Source organism: Streptomyces avermitilis MA-4680 = NBRC 14893, assembly GCF_000009765.2.
GTDB classification, from domain to species: Bacteria; Actinomycetota; Actinomycetes; order Streptomycetales; family Streptomycetaceae; genus Streptomyces; species Streptomyces avermitilis.
This window is the reverse complement of the sequence record NC_003155.5, coordinates 1,216,781-1,237,769: the sequence shown is the minus strand read 5'-3', so window position 1 is coordinate 1,237,769 and position 20,989 is coordinate 1,216,781. Positions and strand designations below refer to the sequence as shown.

General features: G+C 68.7%; 18 protein-coding genes, 1 tRNA gene and 1 pseudogene. 11 read left to right on the top strand and 9 right to left on the bottom strand.

The genetic code is table 11. From position 1 onward, the window contains the following. Positions 1–35: 35 nt before the first annotated feature. Positions 36–857: an alpha/beta fold hydrolase gene (locus tag SAVERM_RS05365; protein WP_010982412.1), complete on the bottom strand. Its 822-nt coding sequence runs from the start codon at positions 855–857 to the stop codon at positions 36–38. A gap of 387 nt (positions 858–1,244) precedes the next feature. Further along, positions 1,245–3,824: a glycoside hydrolase family 2 gene (locus tag SAVERM_RS05360; protein WP_042492754.1), complete on the bottom strand. Its 2,580-nt coding sequence runs from the start codon at positions 3,822–3,824 to the stop codon at positions 1,245–1,247. 253 nt (positions 3,825–4,077) lie between these two features. On the opposite strand from SAVERM_RS05360, the gene SAVERM_RS05355 reads away from it, so the two are divergent. The 6 genes from SAVERM_RS05355 (at position 4,078) to SAVERM_RS05330 (ending at position 11,540) form a co-directional block, all read left to right on the top strand. Beyond that, on the top strand, positions 4,078–5,091 hold the full coding sequence (locus tag SAVERM_RS05355) for a LacI family DNA-binding transcriptional regulator (RefSeq protein WP_010982410.1): 1,014 nt from the start codon (positions 4,078–4,080) through the stop codon (positions 5,089–5,091). A gap of 216 nt (positions 5,092–5,307) precedes the next feature. Next, positions 5,308–6,387, top strand: a complete 1,080-nt coding sequence (locus SAVERM_RS05350) for an ABC transporter substrate-binding protein (RefSeq protein WP_037652672.1) — start codon at positions 5,308–5,310, stop codon at positions 6,385–6,387. 105 nt (positions 6,388–6,492) lie between these two features. Continuing rightward, entirely contained in the window at positions 6,493–8,061 is a 1,569-nt protein-coding gene (locus SAVERM_RS05345) for a sugar ABC transporter ATP-binding protein (RefSeq protein ID WP_010982408.1), read from the top strand. After that, on the top strand, positions 8,054–9,019 hold the full coding sequence (locus tag SAVERM_RS05340) for an ABC transporter permease (protein ID WP_010982407.1): 966 nt from the start codon (positions 8,054–8,056) through the stop codon (positions 9,017–9,019). The genes SAVERM_RS05345 and SAVERM_RS05340 overlap by 8 nt, the downstream gene beginning before the upstream one ends. A 32-nt stretch (positions 9,020–9,051) precedes the next feature. Next, positions 9,052–10,050 carry an ABC transporter permease gene (locus tag SAVERM_RS05335; RefSeq protein ID WP_010982406.1) on the top strand — a complete coding sequence of 333 codons (999 nt, stop codon included), beginning with the start codon at positions 9,052–9,054 and terminating at the stop codon, positions 10,048–10,050. Between the two features lie 281 nt (positions 10,051–10,331). Continuing rightward, entirely contained in the window at positions 10,332–11,540 is a 1,209-nt protein-coding gene (locus tag SAVERM_RS05330) for a beta-1,3-glucanase family protein (RefSeq protein ID WP_010982405.1), read from the top strand. A 669-nt stretch (positions 11,541–12,209) separates the two neighbouring features. On the opposite strand, the pseudogene SAVERM_RS05320 reads toward SAVERM_RS05330, so the two are convergent. Beyond that, a pseudogene (locus tag SAVERM_RS05320) lies at positions 12,210–12,578 on the bottom strand (VOC family protein); the annotation flags it as partial. Positions 12,579–12,712: 134 nt separating this feature from the next. Between SAVERM_RS05320 and SAVERM_RS05315 the strand changes: the two are divergent. Next, positions 12,713–13,138: a winged helix-turn-helix transcriptional regulator gene (locus tag SAVERM_RS05315; protein WP_010982403.1), complete on the top strand. Its 426-nt coding sequence runs from the start codon at positions 12,713–12,715 to the stop codon at positions 13,136–13,138. Between the two features lie 119 nt (positions 13,139–13,257). Further along, the gene (locus SAVERM_RS05310; RefSeq protein WP_037652668.1) at positions 13,258–13,428 is read left to right on the top strand and encodes a hypothetical protein; all 171 of its coding nucleotides are present in this window, start codon (positions 13,258–13,260) and stop codon (positions 13,426–13,428) included. A gap of 384 nt (positions 13,429–13,812) precedes the next feature. Here the strand turns inward: SAVERM_RS05310 and SAVERM_RS05305 are convergent, their stop codons facing one another. Both SAVERM_RS05305 and SAVERM_RS05300 read right to left on the bottom strand, forming a co-directional pair. Further along, positions 13,813–14,253 carry a hypothetical protein gene (locus SAVERM_RS05305; protein WP_010982402.1) on the bottom strand — a complete coding sequence of 147 codons (441 nt, stop codon included), beginning with the start codon at positions 14,251–14,253 and terminating at the stop codon, positions 13,813–13,815. A 354-nt stretch (positions 14,254–14,607) separates the two neighbouring features. Then, entirely contained in the window at positions 14,608–15,741 is a 1,134-nt protein-coding gene (locus tag SAVERM_RS05300; RefSeq protein ID WP_010982401.1) for a glutathione-independent formaldehyde dehydrogenase, read from the bottom strand. A 167-nt stretch (positions 15,742–15,908) separates the two neighbouring features. On the opposite strand from SAVERM_RS05300, the gene SAVERM_RS44535 reads away from it, so the two are divergent. Beyond that, entirely contained in the window at positions 15,909–16,100 is a 192-nt protein-coding gene (locus tag SAVERM_RS44535) for a hypothetical protein (protein WP_037652661.1), read from the top strand. Between the two features lie 281 nt (positions 16,101–16,381). On the opposite strand, the gene SAVERM_RS05290 is transcribed toward SAVERM_RS44535, so the two are convergent. Next, positions 16,382–17,527, bottom strand: a complete 1,146-nt coding sequence (locus SAVERM_RS05290; RefSeq protein ID WP_010982399.1) for an RNA polymerase sigma factor — start codon at positions 17,525–17,527, stop codon at positions 16,382–16,384. A gap of 8 nt (positions 17,528–17,535) precedes the next feature. Then, positions 17,536–17,943, bottom strand: coding sequence for a YciI family protein (locus SAVERM_RS05285; protein ID WP_010982398.1), 408 nt, complete (start codon positions 17,941–17,943; stop codon positions 17,536–17,538). 480 nt (positions 17,944–18,423) lie between these two features. On the opposite strand from SAVERM_RS05285, the gene SAVERM_RS05280 reads away from it, so the two are divergent. Next, a tRNA-Gly gene (locus SAVERM_RS05280) sits at positions 18,424–18,496 on the top strand. A gap of 132 nt (positions 18,497–18,628) precedes the next feature. Here SAVERM_RS05280 and SAVERM_RS05275 read toward each other — a convergent pair. Continuing rightward, positions 18,629–18,799 carry a DUF5670 family protein gene (locus tag SAVERM_RS05275; RefSeq protein WP_010982396.1) on the bottom strand — a complete coding sequence of 57 codons (171 nt, stop codon included), beginning with the start codon at positions 18,797–18,799 and terminating at the stop codon, positions 18,629–18,631. Positions 18,800–19,321: 522 nt separating this feature from the next. Next, a complete protein-coding gene (locus tag SAVERM_RS43225) occupies positions 19,322–19,495 on the bottom strand; it encodes a hypothetical protein (RefSeq protein WP_010982395.1) in 174 nt (57 codons plus the stop codon). Between the two features lie 180 nt (positions 19,496–19,675). Here SAVERM_RS43225 and SAVERM_RS05270 point away from each other — a divergent pair, with 180 nt between their 5' ends. Next, on the top strand, positions 19,676–20,875 hold the full coding sequence (locus SAVERM_RS05270) for a PP2C family protein-serine/threonine phosphatase (protein WP_010982394.1): 1,200 nt from the start codon (positions 19,676–19,678) through the stop codon (positions 20,873–20,875). Positions 20,876–20,989: the final 114 nt, after the last annotated feature.

Genomic DNA, 20,989 nt, shown 5'->3' with positions numbered 1-20,989 from the left:
GGCGGATCTGTACCGGTCGTCCCTCACATTGCCGCCTAGCCACGGATGAAGTTCAGCAGGTCAGCGTTGAATTCCTGCTCGTATGCCCCGGTCAGACCGTGCGGCGCCCCCGAATAGACCTTCAACGTCGCGTCTTTGACGAGTTCGGCAGATTTGGGTGCCGACGCCACGAGGGGGACGATCTGGTCGGCGTCGCCGTGCGCGATGAAGGTCGGTACGTCGATGCGCCGCAGGTCCTCGGTGAAATCCTGTTCCGAGAACTGCTCGATGCAGTCGTAGGCCGCCTTGAGTCCCACCTGCATGCTCCACAACCAGAACGCGCGCCGTACCCCGTCCGTGCCTTCGGCGCCGGGCCGATTGAAACCGTAGAACTGATCCGACAAGTCCCAGTAGTACTGGGCGCGGTTGCTCAGGACGCCCGCACGGATGGCGTCGAAGGCTTCGATCGGGAGCCCCTCCGGGTTGGCGTCGGTCTTCAGCATGATCGGGGGAACGGCTCCCACCAGGACCGCCTTGGCAACGCGGCCGCTGCCGTGCCGGCCGATGTAACGGGCCACTTCACCGCCGCCGGTGGAGTGGCCGACGACAACCGCGTCCCGCAGATCCAGGGCGCCGATCAACTGCGAGAGGTCGTCGGCGTAGGTGTCCATGTGGTTGCCGTTCCACGGCTGGCCCGAGCGGCCGTGCCCACGGCGGTCGTGGGCAACCGCGCGATAGCCGTTCTCGGCCACCAGACGCAGTTGAACGTCCCAGGCGTCGGCGTTGAGCGGCCAGCCGTGGCTGAACACGACGGGCGGTCCGCTGCCCCAGTCCTTGTAGAAAATCTCTGTGCCGTCATCGGTGGTAAAAGTGCCCATGGTGCCGGTCTTCCCTCTGACCGCTGTTGGCGCAGAACGAAAGAGACGCAGTCCGCCGCGGCTCACGACAGCCGTGAGCGGTCGTATTCAATGCGACTGTCTCGTCCGGTCGACAGCGGCGTACGGACAGCGCCTCCCGGCTCGCGAGCGCTACGCGGACGCGAGCGGTGCCGCGCCGGAGATGTGCGGTGAACCATTCGACCATAAGACGGAAGAGCCCTGCGCGCCACAGCGCCGGTCACGGCCACCTCCCACCGTCCGCGCGCTGCCGCGACGGCGGTGAAGAGCCCTGCGGAGGGTCCGCTCGTGCGGGTGGGGCCGACGGCCCGCCCGCCCGCGCCGGAAGGGGAGCGGGCAGGCGGACCGTCGCCCGGCGCCGTCAGGGGGTCAGGACGTGGCGCACGGGAGCGTGGACTGCGCCACTGCCTCGATCAGTGCCTCGTGCGCGGTCCTGAGCCGCTGCACATCAGGCTTGACGATCTTGCGGTCGTAGGTCATCAGGCCGTTGAGCTCGCCCTCCACGTCGGAGATCTGGGTGTAGACGGCTCCATTGCCGCCCCGGCAGGCAAGCCTGCGAACCTCGTCGAGCCGGGCCAGATACGTGTCGGTGTACGCGGCGGGGTCGACATCCACGTACGACATCTGCACCGACCAGGCGTGTCCGGGAACTCCCAGGCCGAGGCCGCCGTACTCGCCGCTGACCAGGGCCCGTCTGCCGTCGGGGTGCGGCGGCAGCGCGGGGCTGGGGTAGCCGTGCTCGTCCATGACGTCGCCGGTGCCGCCGTCAACCCCGAGGTTGAGCCCCGACATGCTGTTGACCAGCCGGGTCGGGTCCCACGCCTTGGCCTGGTCGGCGATGCGGGCCTCGTCGTACTGGCCCCAGCCCTCGTTGAAGGTCACCCACATGACGACCGAGGGGCTGCTGATGTGCTCGTCGATCAGCTGCTTCATCTCGCGCTCGTACTCGGCGCGGGAGGCGGCGTTCGGGTTCACCCCGGCGGTCATCGCGGGCATGTCCTGCCACACCAGGAGTCCGAGCCTGTCCGCCCAGTAGAACCAGCGGTCGGGCTCCACCTTGATGTGCTTGCGCACGGAGTTGAAGCCCATCTGCTTGTGCATCTTCAGATCGTGGGCAAGGGCGTCGTCGGTCGGCGCGGTGTGCAGGCCGTCGGGCCAGAAACCCTGGTCGAGCGTGGCCATCATGAAGACGGGCTTGCCGTTGAGGACGGTGCGCGGTGTTCCGTCGACCTTCTCCACGGCGATGGAGCGCATCCCGAAGTAGCTGCCGACGCGGTCGGCGCCGACGTCGACCTTGAGGTCGTAGAGGAAGGGGTCGTCGGGAGACCACAGACGGGGCTCGGCGAGCTTGAGCGTGAGGGGTGTGCCGGTGCGTCCCCGGACCGTTGCGACCTTCTTCTTCCCGTCGTACGCCGTCGCGGTCACGGCGAGGCCGTCGCGTACCCCCTTCGGCTCGACGGTGAGGGTGCTCGTTTCGACGTCGGGAGTGAGCTTGAGCGTGTCGACGTGGTCGGCTGCGACCGGCTCCATCCAGACCGTCTGCCAGATGCCGGAGGACGGGGTGTACCAGATACCGCTGGGGTCGAGACGCTGCTTGCCCAGGGGCGGGTTCTCGCCGCCCTGCGCGTCGGTGGGATCGTAGACACCGACGATGAGTTCCTGGGTGCGCCCCGGCTTCAGCGCGTCGGTGACATCGGCGCTGAACTTGTCGTAGCCGCCCTTGTGTTCGGCGACCTTGGTGCCGTTCACGTACACCTCGGACTGCCAGTCGACGGCTCCGAAGTTGAGCCGCAGCCGCTTGCCGTGGCCGACCTTCCAGTCGGCCGGGACGGTGAAGGTGCGCCGGTACCACATGCGGTCCTCATGGCGCTCGATGCCCGAGAGCTGTGACTCGACCGGATACGGCACCAGGATCCTCTCGGCGAGAGTCCTGCCGGTGGGCGGCTCCTCGCCGGCCTTGGCGCCGGCGAACTGCCAGGTCCCGTTGAGGTTCTGCCAGGCCTTGCGGGTCAGCTGGGGACGCGGATACTCGGGCAGGGCGTTCTTGGGGCCCACCTGGTCGGCCCACTTGGTGCGCAGTTCGTAGGTCGACTTGTTGGGTCCGCTGGACCAGAAGGCCTTGACCGGTGTGCCGCTGGTGTCGGCCAGGGCGCCCTTGCCGTCGTAGGTGACGTTGACGCCGCCCTTGGCCGTACCGGCCTTGTTGCCGACGACGGGTTCGCCGAGGCCGACGAGGAGCGCCCGGGCGTCGGACGGGTCGGTCTTGACGGAACTCAGGGGCCACTTGCCGCCGCTGGTGACCGTGAGGTGGTCGAGCACCGTGGCGGGGGCGGAGGCGAGGGCCTGCGGGAAGTCCAGACGAACGGTGCGCCCGTCACCGAGGACGGTCGCCGAGAGGGCGCCGTTGTAGTCGAACCCGTCGGGTAGGCGGAACGCCGACTGGGGCACGGCGGACTTGCTGCCGCCCGGTGGTGTCCAGCGCAGGTGGAGGTTGGAGCCGCCGAAGTGCTCGAAGTACTCGACCTTGATGTCGTAGGCCCGGCCGGCCGTCAGATCGACGGGCTGCGAGGTCTGTTCCCTGTCCCAGTCGTCGACCCAGTGGTCGATGGTGAGCTTTCCGTCGACCCAGAGCCGGAAGCCGTTGTCGCCGGTGATCGAGAAGGTGGTGGGGCCCGACTTCTCGGGGACGACCTCGCCGGTCCAGCGGACGGAGACGTCGTCGGCCCGGCCTGTGGCCGCCGAGAGACGGGACTCGAGCGAGTCGAAGTCGAGCCCGGGATCGAAGCCGGTGGCCTTCAGCTCGGCGAAGTCGAAAGCTCCGGGCGCGGATTGAGTGTAGTACTCGCCCTTGAGCCCGTGGGCCTCGGTCGGGTCGGCGGTCGTGGGGCCGCTGTCGGCGGAGGCGGCGGGGGACAGGGCCAGGCCTGCCGCGCCGAGGACGGCTGTCATGGTGAGGGCCAGCGATCTGCCGAGGCTTCGTCGGGTGTGGCGAGATGGGGGTCCCTGACGTGGATGCTGCACAAATCCTCCTCGCTGAGGATGGGTGGCGGTTCTTCGTCGCAGTCGGTAGAACGAGCTGTACAACGTTGGAAGAGGCGGCCGTTGGCATGACAGCACGGCCACGGCCCGCTGTCCAGGGTCATGACAAGCGCCCCGGCGGACACCCTGGTCACCAGGTGCGCATCGATACGGAGGAGATCTCGTGCGGGTGAGTCTGAAGGACGTAGCGGAGCGCGCAGGTGTTTCGATCAAGACCGTCTCGAACGTGGTGAACAACTATCAGCACGTCACTCCGGGGATGCGGGCCCGTGTCCAGCAGGCCATCGACGAGCTCGGCTACCGGCCGAACCTGACGGCACGGCACCTGCGCAAGGGCCGTACCGGCATCATCGCGCTGGCCGTGCCCGAGCTGGGAAACCCCTACTTCGCCGAGCTCGCGGCGGCCGTCATCGACGCGGCCGCCGAGCAGGACCTCACCGTGCTGCTCGACCACACCCGCGGTGAACGGGAACGGGAGATCCTGGTCAGCCAGGGCTTCCGGGCCGGTGTCATCGACGGTCTGATCCTCAGCCCCCTGGAGCTGGAGGCGGAAGACCTGCGCGGGCGGGCGGCCGACGTGCCCCTGGTGCTGCTCGGTGAGCGGGAGTACGACCTGCCCTACGACCACATCGCGATCGACAACGTCGCCGCGGCCCGCACCGCGGTGCGGCACCTGCTGGGCCGCGGCCGGACCCGTATCGCCTACCTCGGCGCGCGCACCGACTCCGCCAACCGCCCCGCCCACCTGCGGCTTCAGGGCTGGCAAGAGGAGCTTTCGGCGGCCGGCGTGCCGACGCCGGAGCAGCTCGTCGGCCCGACCGGCGGCTGGGACCGCTCCGACGGGGCCGAGGCCATGGCGCGCATGCTGGACGCCGGAGTGCGCCCGGACGCCGTGTTCGCCTACAACGACCTGGTGGCGATCGGGGCGATGCGGGTGCTGTCCGAGCGCGGACTGCGGGTTCCGTGGGACGTGGCGGTGGTCGGCTTCGACGACATCACCGAGAGCCGGTACGGAGCCGTCACCCTCACCACGATCGCCCCGGACAAGCAGGCCATCGCACGGCTTGCGGTGGAGTCGCTGCTGCGCTCGCTCCGCCGCGAGAGCGCGGACGGCGGGCGCGAACTCACCGCCGCATTCCGGCTGGTGGAGCGCGAGAGCACCCTGGGCCGCCGCTGATCACGTGCGGCAGGACGACGGCCGGGAACCTTGGATCCGTTGCGTCAGGTGCCGTTGCGCGAAGGGTTTACAGCCACCTTCCAACGATGTAAAAACTCCCCAGCATCACCGCGCAGACGTCTGCAATGACCCACTCGCGAGCGCCTTCATTGCGCCAGGCCGTGCCGTTATGGGGATTTCATGAAGTCGAACTCTGCCTTTCGCCGTATGCCAGCCATGTCTCGCCGTACGTCAGCCACGTCTCTGCTTGCCGCCGGCCTGGTCGCCGGCCTCGCGTTGTGCACCGGGTGCACCAAGTCCGAGAGTGATGCCTCCGGCAGCAACAGCTCTGCCGCCGGGGGCGATTCCAGTCAGGTCGTCGCGACTCCCGGGGCCGACAGCAAGACCTGTGACATCGCCACGTTCGGCGGCAAGAAGCTCGATCTGAAGACCGCCACGGTCGGCTTCTCCCAGTCCGAGAAGGAGGCCAACCCGTTCCGCATCGCGGAGACCGCCTCCCTCAAGGCCGAGGCCGGCAAGCGCGGCGTCAAGCTGCTCACCGCCAACGCCCAGTCGCAGTTCTCCAAGCAGATCAGCGACGTCCAGGACCTCATCGCCAAGGGCGCCGACCTGCTCGTCATCGCCCCGCTCAACTCCGACGGCTGGGAGCCGGTACTGCGCCAGGCCGCGGCCAAGAAGATCCCGATCGTCACCGTCGACCGAAAGATCAACGCAACCCCCTGCACGGACTATGTGAGCTTCATCGGCTCCGACTTCACCGAGCAGGGCAAGCGCGCCGCGGACGAGATGATCAAGGCGACGGGCGGCAAGGGCGAGGTGGCCATCCTGCTCGGCGCCGCCGGCAACAACGTGACGACCGAACGCACCAAGGGCTTCGAGGACCGCCTCCAGGAGAAGGCCCCCGGCCTGAAGATCGTGTTCAGGCAGACCGGTGAATTCGCCCGGGAGAAGGGCCAGTCGGTCACCGAGAACCTCATCCAGTCCAAGCCCGGTATCACCGGCGTCTACGCCGAGAACGACGAGATGGGCCTCGGTGCCGTCAACGCTCTCAAGAGCGCGGGCAAGAAGCCCGGCGACGTCAAGATCGTCACCGTGGACGGCACGCGCAACGCAGTCCAGGGCATCGTGGACGGCTGGATCGACGGCGTCATCGAGTCCAACCCCCGCTTCGGCCCGCTCGCCTTCCAGACCCTCGACTCGTTCACCAAGGGCGCCAAGGTCGGCCAGGACATCGTCATCCAGGACAGCGCCTACACCAAGGGCAACGCCACGTCCGACATCGGCAAGGCGTACTGACATCCAGGGGCGTACCGACATCCACACGTCCGCCCGGGCAGGCAGCGGCCGGCGCCATCGGCCCGCCGCACCGGCCTCGACGCAACGAGTCCCAGGAGGTCAGCGGTGACCGCGTCACCCGTATCCGCTGAAGTCCTCGCCGTACGAGGACTGACCAAACGCTTCCCCGGCGTCACCGCACTCGACGACGTCGACTTCTCCGTACGCGCGGGGGAGGTGCACGCGCTCGTCGGCGAGAACGGCGCGGGCAAGTCCACCCTCATCAAGGTCCTCACCGGCGTCCACCGGGCCGACGAGGGCGGGGTGTTCCACCGGGGCGAGCCCGTCGCTTTCGGCACACCACTGGAAGCGCAGCACGCCGGTATCTCGACGATCTACCAGGAAGTCAACCTCATCCCGCTGATGAGCGTGGCCCGCAACCTCTTTCTCGGCCGCGAGCCCCGCACCCGCCTCGGACTGATCGACTTCCGCCGCATGCACACGGAGGCCCACCAGGTCCTCACCGCGTACGGGGTCGACGTCGATGTCCGCCGACCGCTGCGCCAACTCGGCGTCGGAGCACAGCAGATGGTCGCCCTGGCCCGCGCGGTGGCCGTCGACGCGAGCGTCGTCGTCATGGACGAACCGACATCGTCGCTGGAACCACGCGAGGTCCACACCCTCTTCGGCGTCATCCGCCGCCTGCGCGACCAGGGCATCGCCGTGGTCTATGTCAGCCACCGCATGGAGGAGCTGTACGCCGTCTGCGACAGCGTCACCGTGCTGCGCGACGGCCACCATGTGCACACCGGCCCGCTCGCCGGCACCGACCGTCTCACCCTGGTCTCGTACATGCTGGGACGCGACCTCGGCGAGGTGCGCAGCGAGGGCACGACCAAGTTCTCCGGTACGCACGACACGGGCGGTGAGCCGGTGCTGCGCGCCGAAAACCTCACCCGGCCCCACCAACTGCGCGCTGTCTCCCTGGAAATACACCCCGGTGAAGTACTCGGCCTCGGTGGATTGCTGGGTTCCGGCCGCAGCGAGACCGCCAAAGCCGTCGCCGGCGCGCTGGCACTCGCCGACGGCCGTGTCACCGTCGCCGGTGTCCCGGTACGCACCGGCTCCACCGTCGCGGCCATCCGCGCCGGCATCAGTCTCCTGCCCGAGGACCGCAAGTCCGAAGGCATCGTGCCGGGGCTGTCGGTGCGGGAGAACATCGCCCTGGCCGCCCTGCCCCAGCTCTCCCGCTACGGCCTGGTCGCCGAGTCCCGCATGGACGCCGTCGTCGACACCTTCATGAAGCGGCTGCGCATCAAGGCGTCCAGTCCGCACCAGAAGGTCGGCGAACTCTCCGGCGGCAACCAGCAGAAGGTGCTGCTCGCCCGCTGGCTCGCGATGAACCCCAAGGTGCTTCTTCTGGACGAGCCGACCCGCGGCATCGACATCGGTGCCAAGGCCGAGGTGCAGCAGCTCATCGACGAACTCGCCGAGGACGGCCTGGGCGTCCTGCTCATCTCGTCCGACATCGAGGAACTGATCGAAGGCTCCGACCGCGTCGTCGTCCTCCGGGACGGTGCGGCCATCGCCGAACTGCGCGCTGACGACGTCACGGCCGACCGGCTGATGCGGGCCATCGCACAAGCGGCGGAAGAAGAAGCGTCCACCGAGGAGGAGGCCGCCACCCATGGCTGACGTCGCCCTGCGCAACGCCCTGCCCGCGGACCGCGCGGCGGCCGTGCGGTGGCTCCAGGAATACGGCGTCTACGCGGGCGTCGTGGTCCTGCTGCTGTTCAACGTCGCTTTCACCGACCACTTCCTGTCCGCCGCGAACTTCCGCACCCAGGCCGTCCAGGTCGCCCCCGTCCTGGTCGTCGCCCTCGGCATGGCACTGGCCATCGGCACCGAGGGCATCGACCTGTCGGTGGGATCCGTCATGGCCCTGTCGACCTCGCTGCTGTCCCTCTACCTCGGCTACGGCCCCTGGGTGGCCCTGCTCACCGTGGTCGTCGGCGGCGTGGTCATCGGCCTTGCCAACGGCACCCTGATCGCGTTCGTCGGCGTCCAGCCGATCGTCGCCACCCTGGCCCTCATGGTCGGCACCCGCGGTCTGGCACTCGTCATGCTGCCGCAGCTCAAGGACGTGCGCGATCCGACGCTGCTGTCCCTCGGCTCGGGTGACGTCGTCGGCGTTCCGTATCTCGTGCTCATCGCGGCGGCCCTCGCGGTCGTGGTCGCCTTCGTCGTGCGGCGCACCACGTTCGGCCGCCAACTGCTGGCCATCGGAGACAGCAGGCCGGCGGCGCAGCTCGCCGGGCTTCCCGTACGGCGCGTCCTGATCACCGTCTACGTCTGCTCCGGCGTGCTCGCCGCCGTCGCCGGGTTCCTCTCCACCGCACGCCTGTCCGCGAGCGATCCGACGTCACTGGGCCAGCTCATGGAGCTGTCGGCGATCACCGCGGTCGTCGTCGGCGGGACGCCCCTGACCGGCGGACGTGTCCGCGTCGGCGGCACCGTCGCGGGCGCCCTGCTCATCCAGCTGCTGACGGCGACCCTCATCAAACACGACCTGTCCCCGTCCTGGACCCAGCTGGCCCAGGCCGTGGTGATCATCCTGGCCGTCTACGCGGCACGTGAGAGGGGGAAGCGGTGAGCATCACCAAGGACTTGACGAAGGAACCCGCCATGTCCGCATCCGGTGTCGAGGCCGGCAGGGGGAGCGGCGTCGTCCGCGGCGAGCGGCTCAGCGCCCTGGCCCAGCAGCACGGTGCGCTGGTGGCCCTCCTGGTACTGGCACTTGTCGCCTCGTTCTCCTTCGACTCCTTCGCCACCGGCGACAACATCGAGAACCTGGCCATGACGTCGTCGTTCCTGGCCGTGGTCGCACTCGGCATGACCTTCGTCATCGTCACCGGAGGCATCGACCTGTCCGTCGGGTCGGTCTTCGCCCTCGGTGGCGTACTCGCCGCCTGGGGCTCGCGGTACGGCGCCCTGGTCGCCCTGCTGCTGCCGCTCGCGGTCTGCGGTCTGATCGGATGCGTCAACGGTCTGCTCATCGCCAGGACCCGGCTCGCCCCCTTCATCGTCACGCTCGCCGCGATGCTCGCCGCACGGGGTCTCATGCTCAACATCACCGACGAAGGCGCCACCACGTATCTGGTCGACAAGGAAACGGTCTTCGTCCACCTCGGCCAGGGCAGACTGCTGGGCGTCGGCGCGCCGGTGTGGATCACCGGCGCGCTGTTCCTGGCGGGTGCCGTCGCCCTGCGCCGCACTCGCTTCGGCCAGAACGTCTACGCCGTCGGGGGCAACGAGGACGCCGCCGCTCTCATGGGAGCTCCGGTCGCCCGCACCAAGATCACGGTGTACACGCTTTCCGCGCTGCTCGCCGGATTGGCAGGTGCCCTGAACGCGGCCTGGCTCGCCTCCGGCGTCACGATCCTCGGTTACGGCATGGAGCTGGACGCCATCGCCGCCGTCGTCATCGGCGGCACGCTGCTCTCCGGTGGCCTCGGCTTCGTCAGCGGATCCCTGGTGGGTGTGCTGCTGCTGAAGACGATCCAGAACATCATCAACCAGATCGGCTCACTCGACTCCGCCTACCAGCAGGTGGTCAGCGGTGGCTTCCTCGTGGTGGTCATCATCGCCCAGACCTGGCTGGCCAGGCGGCGCCGGGTCGCCTGACGCAGGGGGTTGGATGCCGCTTGTTTAAGAGCGGTTTAAAGACGCCTTAAGCAATCTTGTTCATCGGACGCAGAGTCAAATAACCGCAGGTGAGAGAGATTTTGGCTCCTCGGGGGGCGGGTGGTCCCTGGGGTGGTGTCGGGCTAGCATCGGGGCCCGTCGGCGAAGACTGCGGAGCGTTCAGAGAGCGCTCTCAGACGGACGCTGTTCCCCTTCGCTTCCCGACGCGTCCACTTCCCCCCACGCCCGATCCGAGTCGCACGCAAGAAGGAGCCCCCCACATGACGCCCCGTCACCAGCGCGACCTCTCCCGTCGCAAGCTGCTCGCCGCGCTCGCCGGAACGGCCGTGGCCGTCCCGGCGGCCGCCATGGGAGCGCCGCACGCCCTCGCCACCGTGGCCTCGGACAACGGGGGCGCGGCCCCACGTGCGGCCGGTGCGCTCCCGCTGACGATCGTCAACAGGACTGGATCGTTCGCCAACTCCTCGGTGCACCTCTACATCGTGGGAAACGAGGACGGTAAGCAGGTTCGGGTTACCTCTGAGGGCACCCTGGCTCCGATATCCCTCGCGGACAACGGCGCCGACGGCTTTACCGACTACGCCATCGCCCTGTCCGGCAGCGGCGAAACGAGGCTGTCACTGCCGTACATGTCCGGCCGCATCTACGTCGCGCTCGGTGACAAGCTGAAGTTGAAGGCGGTGGCGGACGGCAACGGCAACGCCGCTCTGCAGTACCCCGCCGGGTGGGTGGAGTCGGACCCCAACTATCGCGTGTTGCACGACTGCGCCGAGTTCACCCACAACTCAGCGGGGATGTTCTGCAACACCACCATGGTCGACATGTTCAGCGTCCCGCTGAGTATCCGGCTGACCGGCACCAAGGACCAGACCACGGGGACTCTGCGTGACGGTGGACGGGCGCGAGTCTTCGCCGCGGTCAAGTCGGTCCCCGAGTTCGAGCGACTGGTGGTGGACGACCTGCGCGTCATCGCCCCGGGACACGGCCTGGACGCCGGCATCTTCGCCGAGGACTACTTCGCCCCGTACATCGACGAGGTGTGGAGCACGTATACAGGCAAGGACCTGACCGTCACCACGAACGCCGGTGCCTTCACCGGTCGGGTCCGCGGGGACAAGCTGACCTTCACCGGCCCGGCCTCGGTCTCCTTCAGCAAGCCGTCCACCCGCGACGTGTTCTTCTGCGACGGCAGTCTGGCCGCCCCCAATGACGGGACCACCGGCCCTGTTGCCGCCGTCCTCGGCGCCGGCTTCAACCGTTCCACCCTTGTCAACGACTCCGCGCAGCCCACTACGGATCCCGCCGCCTTCTACGGGTCGGCCCTCGCCAACCACTACGCGAAGGCCATTCACGCGGCCACCGAGGACGGCAAGGCGTACGGCTTCGCCTTCGACGACGTCGCCGACTTCGCCTCGTACATTCAGGACACCGCGCCCACGGGCATCAACCTGACTCTGACCCCCTTCTAGAACCGGGCAGGGCAAGCGTGTGCCCACCGGGCTTCCTGCCCGGTGGCACACGTCCGTGCCTCCGGTCACGCATGGTGCCATGCGACAACGTGTGCCCGTCGTGGCACCGGCGACGATCACGGAGGTGGGGATCTCTACAGGTCACCACCGTGCGGGCCAACCCCGCCACGGTGCATCGGACTCCACGGCTGACCAAGGCCGACGACGAGCCGGTGCTGTTCATCAGTCTTCAGGTGTCCGGCGAGAGCACCGTCGCCCAGGACGGAGGACGGCACAGGGTGGTGCCATCCGGAGATGGCCTCCGGGCCGCCGAGCGTGGTGCTCACCGGAGCCCGGACCGCCGGGTGGTGAAACTGCGCTATGCTTGATCTTGAGCAGGCCGCCGGAACTCCCGGTGGTGAGCTGTGCGTTGGTGGTCCAAGGAAAGACGCCCCGCTTCCTGCGGGGAGATGCAGGTGCAAGGCCTGCCCGGCGCTCCATACGAACCCCACCCCGAATGTTCAGGGGTGGGGTTCTTTTTGTCGCACCACGTGCGTGTGTCATGAGACGCGGGCAGTCCTGTGCGCCCCTCCCCGTTCACCCCAAGGAGCTCGAAACGCTGCTCCCCCTTTCGGGCTCGGCCTTACCCGATGTCGTGCGAGGCGTGGTGCGTGCGAGGGATCCCTGGTGGATGAGCCGGCGGACCAACTCCGGGACCCACTCGACGTATTCGACCTCTGCCCCGTCGGCGTGGCGGGCGTAGAGGAACCGTCCCGTCGGACCGCTCGTCGTGGGAGTGGTGATGGTGGCGTCGGCGGCCTTCAGGGTCGTGGCGAGGGCGTCGAGGTCCTCGACGACCACGGTGGCGGAGGCGTGCGCGTACTTCGCGCGCTCGTCGGCCGGGCCCGCGATGACGAGGAAGTCGCCGATGGCGGCCAGTTCCACGGAGTGAAACGCCAGCCGCAGGTCCGGCTGCACGCCGGTGAGTTCCGTGAGGAGCGGCAGCGCGCTGTCGAGGCTGTCGGTCCACAGGCGGGCGTACGTCTTCAGGATGCTCATGGGCTCTCCATACCATGTCGGGCGGCCGCAGCCGGCGTACCGGGCGGCCCAATGATCTCTTCTGGTCAGTCGGAAACCGTAGGTGACTATGGTTTGACGTGGAAGAACGCACTTTTCGGGGAGAGGGGAACCTCGTGGTTACCAAGCAGGTCAGGCGCGCGCCCGAGGACAAAGACGTGACGCGTGCCGACTCCCTGGCCCGCGAGATCTTCTCCGGTGTGGCCAACAAGTGGGCGCTGCTGATCATCAATGTGCTGGGCGAGCAGACCCTCCGGTTCACCGAGGTGCGGACCGCGGTGGACGGCATCAGCCACAAGATGCTCACCCAGACCCTGCGTGGGCTCGAACGGGACGGGCTGGTGCACAGGACGGTGTACGCCGAAGTGCCGCCACGGGTCGACTACCGCCTCACCGAGGCGGGCGGGGCGCTGCGCGACACGGTCAACGGCATGTGCGCGTGGACCCGCCGGTACCTGGACGAGATCGAGGCGGCCCGGCGACGCTTCGACGCGCAGCACAACGACGCCGCTCACCCCCCGCACACCGGCACCAAGGACTGAACGAGGGTGAGGCGTTGTGGGTGGTGCCACATTCCCGCGCCGAAGGATAAGAAACGCATAAACTTTGGGCGCATGGCGGGGTGTTACCAGGGCACACGGTGCTTTGGAGGTTGATAACTATGGTTCCCCTGCTTCTCGTTCTTCTGCTCGCTCTGGTTCTCTTCGGCGCGGGCTTCGCGCTCAAGGCTCTGTGGATCGTGGCCGTGATTGTGCTGGCGGTCTGGTTGCTCGGTTTCGTCATGCGTTCCGCCGGAACCGGTGGTGGTCGCGGCCGTTGGTATCGCTGGTAGCGAGCAGTAGTCACACCCGGAAGTGCCGGGCGGCCCCAGACATTCAGGTCTGGGGCCGCCCGGCGTTCGTGTGCCTCTTGCGTGAAAATGCCGTGCTTGGTGCACGGGTGGTGCGGGAACGGGGCAGGAGCACTCTGTGGCCGGGAGGTCCGTTGTCCGCGCAGGGAACCGCGCACCTCCAACACAGCGGGCTTCCCGGGCACTCACTGCGGCGGGTACGGGGTCGTCGTCCAGCCGCTGGAGGCATCAGCTGACGCTCGAGCACCCACCGGACTCGATTCCCACCACAACCACCAACTCTCCGTTCCCCCCAAGCGGCAGGCCCGCCGGAGCGGAAAGCTCCGGCGGGCCCGCGCACAGGACTGCCTCGGTGGGTTCTGCCGCTCAAAGACGGCCGCCGCTGAGACGGGAGAGCGGTCCACGCTGCCGTAGACCGGCACGGCGGCCCAGTGTGTAGGAGCAGAGAACCACGGTGGCGGTTCCCGCGCCGGCGGCGGCCGCCACGACCTTCCTGGCCTTCAGGAGGGTCCAGACCAAGCCGGCCTTGCCGACGGTCTGTTCGGCGGCCGAGACGACGGTGCCCTGCACCGTCCTGGCCGCTTCCCTGGCCTTCTCCGACGCCGCTCCGCCGAGGCCCGCCAGGACTTCCTTGCTGCCGCGGCCGACGGCGCCCGCCGCGTCCCCGGCGTTCTTCGTCGCCTCCGTGGCGGCCTGCTGCGCCTCCTTCGCCGGTGTTGCGGCTCCTTCGGCCACGGTCTTCTTCGCCGCTCGCGCGTTCGCGGTCGGCGACTGTCCATTCGTCGTCTTGTTACTTGCTCCAGCCATACCGCTCGGATATCCGGTCCTACGGTCTGCAAACGGCGAACCGTGTCGCAGAGCCGACGCCGAGGCCGAGGCGGGACGGGGGCACGTTCACGGAATGCCGGTGCCGCGGGTCCCGAGGAGGAGCGCCGCCGGCGCCGGGGGAGTGCGGGGAACAATCGCCGGGTGCCGTTGGTTGCAGGAGGCGTGGTGGTGAAGGGGACAGTGTCCCCGGGCCTCACCCATCGCCCATGAGGACGATCGTTCGGCTGAAGCCTCATGGAGCCTTTCGCCGCGTAGGCGACCGCCCTTCACGACCACGTGCACATGCGGCCCCGGCCGGGAATCCGGCCGGGGCCGCCGTGTCGGTCCACAGGGCTACGGGTGCAGCACCACCTTCGTGTAGCCCTCGATGCGCTTGTCGAACTTGTCGTAGGCCGACGGTGCCTGATCCAGGGGCAGTTCGTGGGAGACGACGAAGCTGGGCTTCGCCCGGCCCTCGGTGATCATGCCGCGCAGGTACCGGTTGTAGCGCTTCACGTTGCACTGTCCCGTGCCCACTCGCAGGCCCTTCTCGAAGAGCTTGCCGATCGCGACGAGAAGCATGCCCTGTTTGGCCTGCTCGTCGGGGCCTCCGGGGTCGGCCGGGACGTAGAGGCCGGGCACGCCGAGCGCTCCGGTGGGTCGGACCGTGCCGACGAGCGAGTTCAGGACGGTCGCCGGTTCCTCGCGGTCCGTGCCGTGCGCCATCGCCTGGTAGCCGACGGCGTCAACGCCCTTGTCCGTGCCGATGCCCTCGGTCTGCTCCTTGATCTGCGCGATCGGGTCGCCCTCGGCGAAGTTGATCGGGACCGCGCCCATCTCCTCGGCCTTTTGCAGCCGCTCCAGTACCCGGTCCACGACGAACACCTTTTTCGCTCCGCGCAGCAGAGCGGAATAGGCGGCCATGAGCCCGACGGGCCCTCCGCCGTAGACTGCGACGCTCTCGCCCGGGCGGACTTGGGCGAGTTCACACCCGTGGTAGCCGGTCGGGAAGATGTCGGCGAGCAATATGAAATCGCTCTCGTGCTCGTTTCCCGGCGGCAGCTTCAGGCAGTTGAAGTCGGCGTAGGGAACGCGTATGTATTCCGCCTGGCCGCCCTGCCAGGGCCCCATGGCGACATAGCCGTACGCGCCGCCCGCGAAACCGGGATTGACGGTCAGACAGTAACCGGTGAACCCGTCGACGCAGTTGGTGCAGAAGCCGCAGGCGACATTGAAGGGCATGACCACGCGGTCGCCCTCCTTGAGCGCGGTGACGCCCTGGCCGAGCTCCTCGATGATTCCCATGTTCTCGTGGCCGAAGACGATGCCGGGCTCCGCAGCGGTGCGCCCCTCGTACATGTGCAGATCGGAGCCGCATATCGCGGTGGAGGTGATCCGTACGATCACATCGTTCGGATGCTGGATGCTGGGCTTTTCAACATCTTCGACCGCAACGTCGAATGCTCCCTTGTAAACGACGGCCTTCATGGCTGCCACCTCCGCTCGACGATGTACGTGTCTGGATGCCACGCTGCCGCGTTTTCTCCGCGTGACCCATCTCTCATCATTCTCCGACCTACGGGATCGGACAAACCGGTATTGTCGGTTGAATATTTTCCCGATGCCGTACCAAGAAATGGAAGGGAAGGCGAAAAGTGTCAGCACAACGACTGGGAAGCCTTCTGGTCCCCGTACCCGGACTGTCCGGCACCATCTACCCGCCAGGAACGACCGTGACTGTCCGCGGTCGCGGTGCGACTGTCGATGCCTTTGTCAACGGTGACTGGCTCCCTTTGTCGTGGTGGGAATTCTCCGACGGCCTCCGCGAGGACATCGCCGACCGCTGACAGCTCAGCGCGGCGCCGCCCGTGCACCCGCGTCGGATGCCGTGCGACTCCGATGTGTGAGTACGTGCGATACAGGAAGTAGCGCCGAGATCGATCACGGGCGCAGTACGCCCGAGATTGATCACGGGCGTCAGCGCGCCTCCGGCGCGCCTGTCGTCGCCGCAAGGCCTCCCCGTCGGCAACGCGTCGCGCACTGGTCTCGACCCGCCTGCTCACTTTGAGGCGACCGCTCTGGCCACAGGGCCGCGCCAAGTGCCGCGGGAACATCCGAGCGCGACCCGTCAGCGACACCCGCGGGCGTTGAGCCGGGCGGCCTGGCGCGTCAGGTGGTCGCGCTCGGCGAGGTTCGGTGCCTTTTGGGCCGCCTCGGCGTACAGCCGTGCCGCCGTCGCCAGGTCGCCGTCGCGCTCGTGAAGGTACGCCGCCACCGCGGCGTGGCGGGGCAGCGAGTCGTCCAGCGCCGCGAGCGCCGCCAGGCCGGCGCGCGGTCCGTCGGCCTCGCCGACGGCCACCGCGCGGTTGAGCCGCACGACCGGGCTGTCGGTCAGGCGCGCGAGCTCGTCGTACCACTCGACGATCTGCACCCAGTCGGTCTCCTCGGCGGTGGGCGCGTCGGTGTGAAGTGCCGCGATGGCGGCCTGGGCCTGGAACTCACCCAGCCGGTCGCGGGCGAGGGCCGCCTGAACGATCTCGACGCCCTCGGCGATCAGCTGCGTGTCCCACCGGCTCCGGTTCTGCTCGGCGAGCGGCACCAGACTGCCGTCGGGCTTGGTCCGGGCGGCGCGCCGGGCGTGGTGGAGCAGCATGAGGGCGAGCAGCCCCGCCACCTCGGGGTGGTCGATCGCGGCCGTGAGCTGCCGGGTGAGCCGGATGGCCTCGGCGGCGAGGTCGACATCGCCGGAGTAGCCCTCGTTGAAGACCAGGTAGAGGACGCGCAGCACGGTGGCGACGTCGCCGGGCTGGTCGAATCGCACGCCGGAGACGGTGCGCTTGGCCCGGCTGATGCGCTGCCCCATGGTCGCCTCGGGCACCAGGTAGGCCTGGGCGATCTGGCGGGTGGTCAGCCCGCCGACGGCGCGCAGCGTGAGCGCGACCGCGGACGACGGCGTCAGCGACGGGTGGGCGCACAGGAAGTACAGCTGGAGCGTGTCGTCCACCGTGGGCGCGGGCCCGGGCGCCGGTTCGTCGTCGACGAGGTCCTCACGCCGGCGCCGGGCGGTGTCCGCGCGGGTCGCGTCGAGGAACCGGCGCCAGGCCACGGTGACCAGCCAGCCCTTGGGGTCCCGTGGCGGGTCGGCCGGCCAGACGCGGACCGCCTCGACCAGCGCGTCCTGGACGGCGTCCTCGGCCGCCGCGAAGTCGGCTCCGCGGCGGACGAGGATCCCGAGCACGCTCGGTGTGAGGCTCCGGAGCAGGGCCTCGTTCATCGTCGAGGTCACTCGGTGATGGTGGGCGGCGCGGCCAGGAACGGGCGCAGCTCGAGCCACTCGTGGATCGGCTTCCCGCCCGCGCCGGGGGCCGCCGACAGCTCCCCGGCCAGCTCGACGGCGCGCTCGTAGCTGTCGACGTCGATCACCATCCAGCCGGCGATGAGGTCCTTGGTCTCGGCGAACGGGCCGTCGGTGACCGGCGGGCGGCCCTCGCCGTCGTACCGGACGAACGTCCCCTCGGGGGCGAGCGCCTGACCGTCGACGAACTCGCCGGTCCCCTCGAGCCGGGCGGCGAAGTCGTTCATGTACTGGATATGGGCCGAGATCTCCTCCGGCGTCCACTGGTCCATGGGTACGTCGTTGACCGCCGCCGGAGCGCCGCGGTAGTGCTTGAGCAGCAGGTACTTGGCCATCGTGGTTCTCCTCGGTGCTGGTACGACCCATTCTGGTCGCGTTCATCACGGGGACGGAGCCAGCCACGGGTTCTCGACATCGCCGAGCGACTTTTTTTGGCTCTCGGGGATGAACCCGGGTGAGCCGTCTCGCGGTGTCCGGGCCGATGCCGTGGCGCGAGGGCGATACGGAGCGAGTCACCCAAGATCAGCAGCGACCGAGCAACTGAATCAAGTCCACCGGAATCGCTGGAGGGCTACTGCGCGGGCTGTGACGACCAGTTCGCCTCGCTGGCCCAACGCCGCAGGTTTCCGGAGCACATGGGCCGGCCGCCGGCGCCGCGGCACGCCGACAAGGCGATACGGGACCCACCTCGTGCGGGCGGCGGACGACTGGTCGGGCAGCAGGCCGCCCGGCCGGTCGCGGTCGTGGCGAAACGGCGCTGTGGCTGCGCTACACTTGATCTTGAGCGTGCCGCCGAACCTTGGCTGACGCGCCTCGCGTTGGTGGTCCAAGGAAAGACGCCCCGCTTCCTGCGGGGAAATGCAGGTGCAAGCCCTGCCCGGCGCTCCACCACAACCCCACCCCGGTCATCCGGGGTGGGGTTCCTGCGTTGTGGAGCCGGTGAGCGACTACGCACACACGGGTGGGGGCGCACCAGCAATCGGTGCGCCCCCACCCGCGTCCGGCATCTTCGGACGCGCCCTACCAGCGATACCAGCGGCCTCGCTTCCCACCTGCTCCCGAGGAGCGAGCGAAGAAGCCGACCAGCCAGATCACCAGGACGATCACGGCGATCCACCACAGGGCCTTGAGTGCGAATCCGGCACCGAAGAGGATCAGGGCGAGCAGAAGAACGAGCAGCAGGGGAACCATAGTTATCAACCTCCGTCCCGCCGTGTGCCCCTCCACAACCCCCGCACACGCAGAAGATTTATCTGTTTCTTATCCGCCGCTCGGGGCACTCTGACGGGCTGCCCGTGCCCATCCGCGCGGTGCCGCCGTCACGTGCGCTGCCGGCGCGCGCAGTTCGGGATCATGCAGACCACGCGCCGGGCTGGTCGCCTTCGTGGATGTGTGTCCGGGCGCCCTCGTCGGCCGTGCAGGCCGAGCACAACACCGCCGTCCAAGAGGCGCTCACGACCACGGTCTACGACGCGGGCGGCTGCACCAGCTACTACTTCACGTCCACCGGGCGGAACACCTTCGCCTGGCCGTGGTCCACCGGACGGCTCGTGCGTGGACCGGGGCCGCTTCGCGCAATGCCGCAGGACGAGACGGCGAGTCCACAACCAGAGCGCGCAGCCGGGCAAGCCCGGCTGCGCGCTGTCGGACGTACGAGCCTGCTCAGGTGGCAGGCCGGCTCCGCTCATGGCCTTCACCCTGAGCGGGGCGCGGTCAGTGCCTGAAGCTGCCCTTCGCCCTCTCCTTGGTGTCCCGGGCCTTGCCCCGGGCCTCCAACGCGGCGCCCTTGGCGGCGGTGGTCTCCTGGCCCATCGCATGGGCTGCCTTCCTCACGGCCTTCCCGACAACCTGCTCGGCCTTGGCCTTGGCCTTTTCTCCGGCACTCATGTCGGTCCTTTCGTAGGCACTCACTCATCCACGTGCCCATGGTCCCGGGATGGAAACGGTCGTCGCCGAACAGCTCGGGGTGGAGTGGACCGGCGTGGTCCAGGCCAGTCGTGATCGGCCGCGCCGGGTGATGTCGAAGAAACCCTGGGAAGGAGTAGAGGCAGTCGATCGGAGGTTGTCATGGATGGCGGAGATCTGGAACTGGGTGAGCTTCTGGCCGCCGCGGAGGCCGCGCCGCCGGGGGAGTCCGTTGACGTGATCGCACGCAACCTGCGAAAGCGGTTCGGGGCGGAGCGTGTGTCCTTCCTGTTCGTCGACCTCATTGGTCAGCGGCTGGTGCGGCTGACTCCGGCCGTCGAGGGTGATGCCGTGGAGCATGCCGAGCCGGTCGGCCTGCGAGGCAGCGTCTACGACATCGTTCTGCAGAGCCAGCGCCAGCATGTGGAACCGGACGGCCAGGGCGGACAGCGCGTCATCACGCCCGTCACCAACCGCGGCGACTGCATCGGCGTACTGGAGGTGACCCTCCAGTACGCCGACGACACCGTGCTCAGACAGGTCGGCGAAGCGGCACACGCGCTCGCCTACATCATCGTCACGGACCGCCGGTTCACCGACCTGTACCACTTGGGCCGGCGTACCACCAAGACCAGCCTGGCCGCGGAGATCCAGCACCAGCTGCTCCCCTCGGCCTCCTGTTGCGAGGCCGCCCAGTTCACCCTCGCCGCAGGGCTGATCCCGGCTGACGACATCGGCGGTGACACCTACGACTACACCCTCGACCGCGACACCCTGCACCTGTCCATCACCGACGCCATGGGCCACGACACCGACTCCGCTCTGCTGGCCACCTTGCTGGTCGGTGCCCTGCGCGGTGCCCGCCGCAGCGGCTGTGACGCCGCCCTTCAAGCCCACCACGCCCACCAAGCCCTGCTGAACCACAGCCGCGGCCTGGCCACCGGACAACTCCTGTGCGTCGACCTCGAAACAGGCATGTGCCGTCTGGTCAACGCCGGACATCCCTGGCCGCTGCGTCTGCGCGACGGCATCGTCGAAGAGGTCAAACTCGCCGTCAACCTGCCGTTCGGCGTGTCGGCACCCACCGCCTACCGCGTACAGGAACTGCCCCTGCGCCCCGGGGACCGGCTGATCCTGCTCACCGACGGCATGCAGGAGCGCGGCGCCGCGGCCGTCGACCTGCCCGCGCTCGTACACGACACCCGCGCCTTCCACCCACGGGAAGCCGTCCGAGCTCTGACGGCCGGGGTGCTGGAGACCTGCGACGGCAACCTCAAGGACGACGCCACGGTCCTGATCCTGGACTGGCACGGCACCCCTGGAGCACCCCGGTACGGGGACACGCCGATGCAGGCTCGGTAACGAGATCACTGAGGAGGTCCCCGGCAGCACGCAGGTCGTGCCGGCGCCGGAGCGGTCCCCCCTGTCCGAGGATGTGGCGGGCACAGACGCGCCCACGGCCCTGGCTTCGCGGCG

Bases quoted from the DNA above. Each gene is read 5' to 3' on its own strand.
- SAVERM_RS05270 (WP_010982394.1), top strand. From the start codon at position 19,676: ATGGATGGCGGAGATCTGGAACTGGGTGAGCTTCTGGCCGCCGCGGAG.
- SAVERM_RS05310 (WP_037652668.1), top strand. From the start codon at position 13,258: ATGGTTCCCCTGCTTCTCGTTCTTCTGCTCGCTCTGGTTCTCTTCGGC.
- SAVERM_RS05275 (WP_010982396.1), bottom strand. From the start codon at position 18,799: ATGGTTCCCCTGCTGCTCGTTCTTCTGCTCGCCCTGATCCTCTTCGGT.
- SAVERM_RS05365 (WP_010982412.1), bottom strand. From the start codon at position 857: ATGGGCACTTTTACCACCGATGACGGCACAGAGATTTTCTACAAGGAC.
- SAVERM_RS05330 (WP_010982405.1), top strand. From the start codon at position 10,332: ATGACGCCCCGTCACCAGCGCGACCTCTCCCGTCGCAAGCTGCTCGCC.
- SAVERM_RS43225 (WP_010982395.1), bottom strand. From the start codon at position 19,495: ATGAGTGCCGGAGAAAAGGCCAAGGCCAAGGCCGAGCAGGTTGTCGGG.
- SAVERM_RS05290 (WP_010982399.1), bottom strand. From the start codon at position 17,527: ATGAACGAGGCCCTGCTCCGGAGCCTCACACCGAGCGTGCTCGGGATC.
- SAVERM_RS05300 (WP_010982401.1), bottom strand. From the start codon at position 15,741: ATGAAGGCCGTCGTTTACAAGGGAGCATTCGACGTTGCGGTCGAAGAT.
- SAVERM_RS05285 (WP_010982398.1), bottom strand. From the start codon at position 17,943: ATGGCCAAGTACCTGCTGCTCAAGCACTACCGCGGCGCTCCGGCGGCG.
- SAVERM_RS05350 (WP_037652672.1), top strand. From the start codon at position 5,308: ATGTCTCGCCGTACGTCAGCCACGTCTCTGCTTGCCGCCGGCCTGGTC.
- SAVERM_RS05335 (WP_010982406.1), top strand. From the start codon at position 9,052: ATGTCCGCATCCGGTGTCGAGGCCGGCAGGGGGAGCGGCGTCGTCCGC.
- SAVERM_RS05360 (WP_042492754.1), bottom strand. From the start codon at position 3,824: ATGACAGCCGTCCTCGGCGCGGCAGGCCTGGCCCTGTCCCCCGCCGCC.
- SAVERM_RS05340 (WP_010982407.1), top strand. From the start codon at position 8,054: ATGGCTGACGTCGCCCTGCGCAACGCCCTGCCCGCGGACCGCGCGGCG.
- SAVERM_RS05305 (WP_010982402.1), bottom strand. From the start codon at position 14,253: ATGGCTGGAGCAAGTAACAAGACGACGAATGGACAGTCGCCGACCGCG.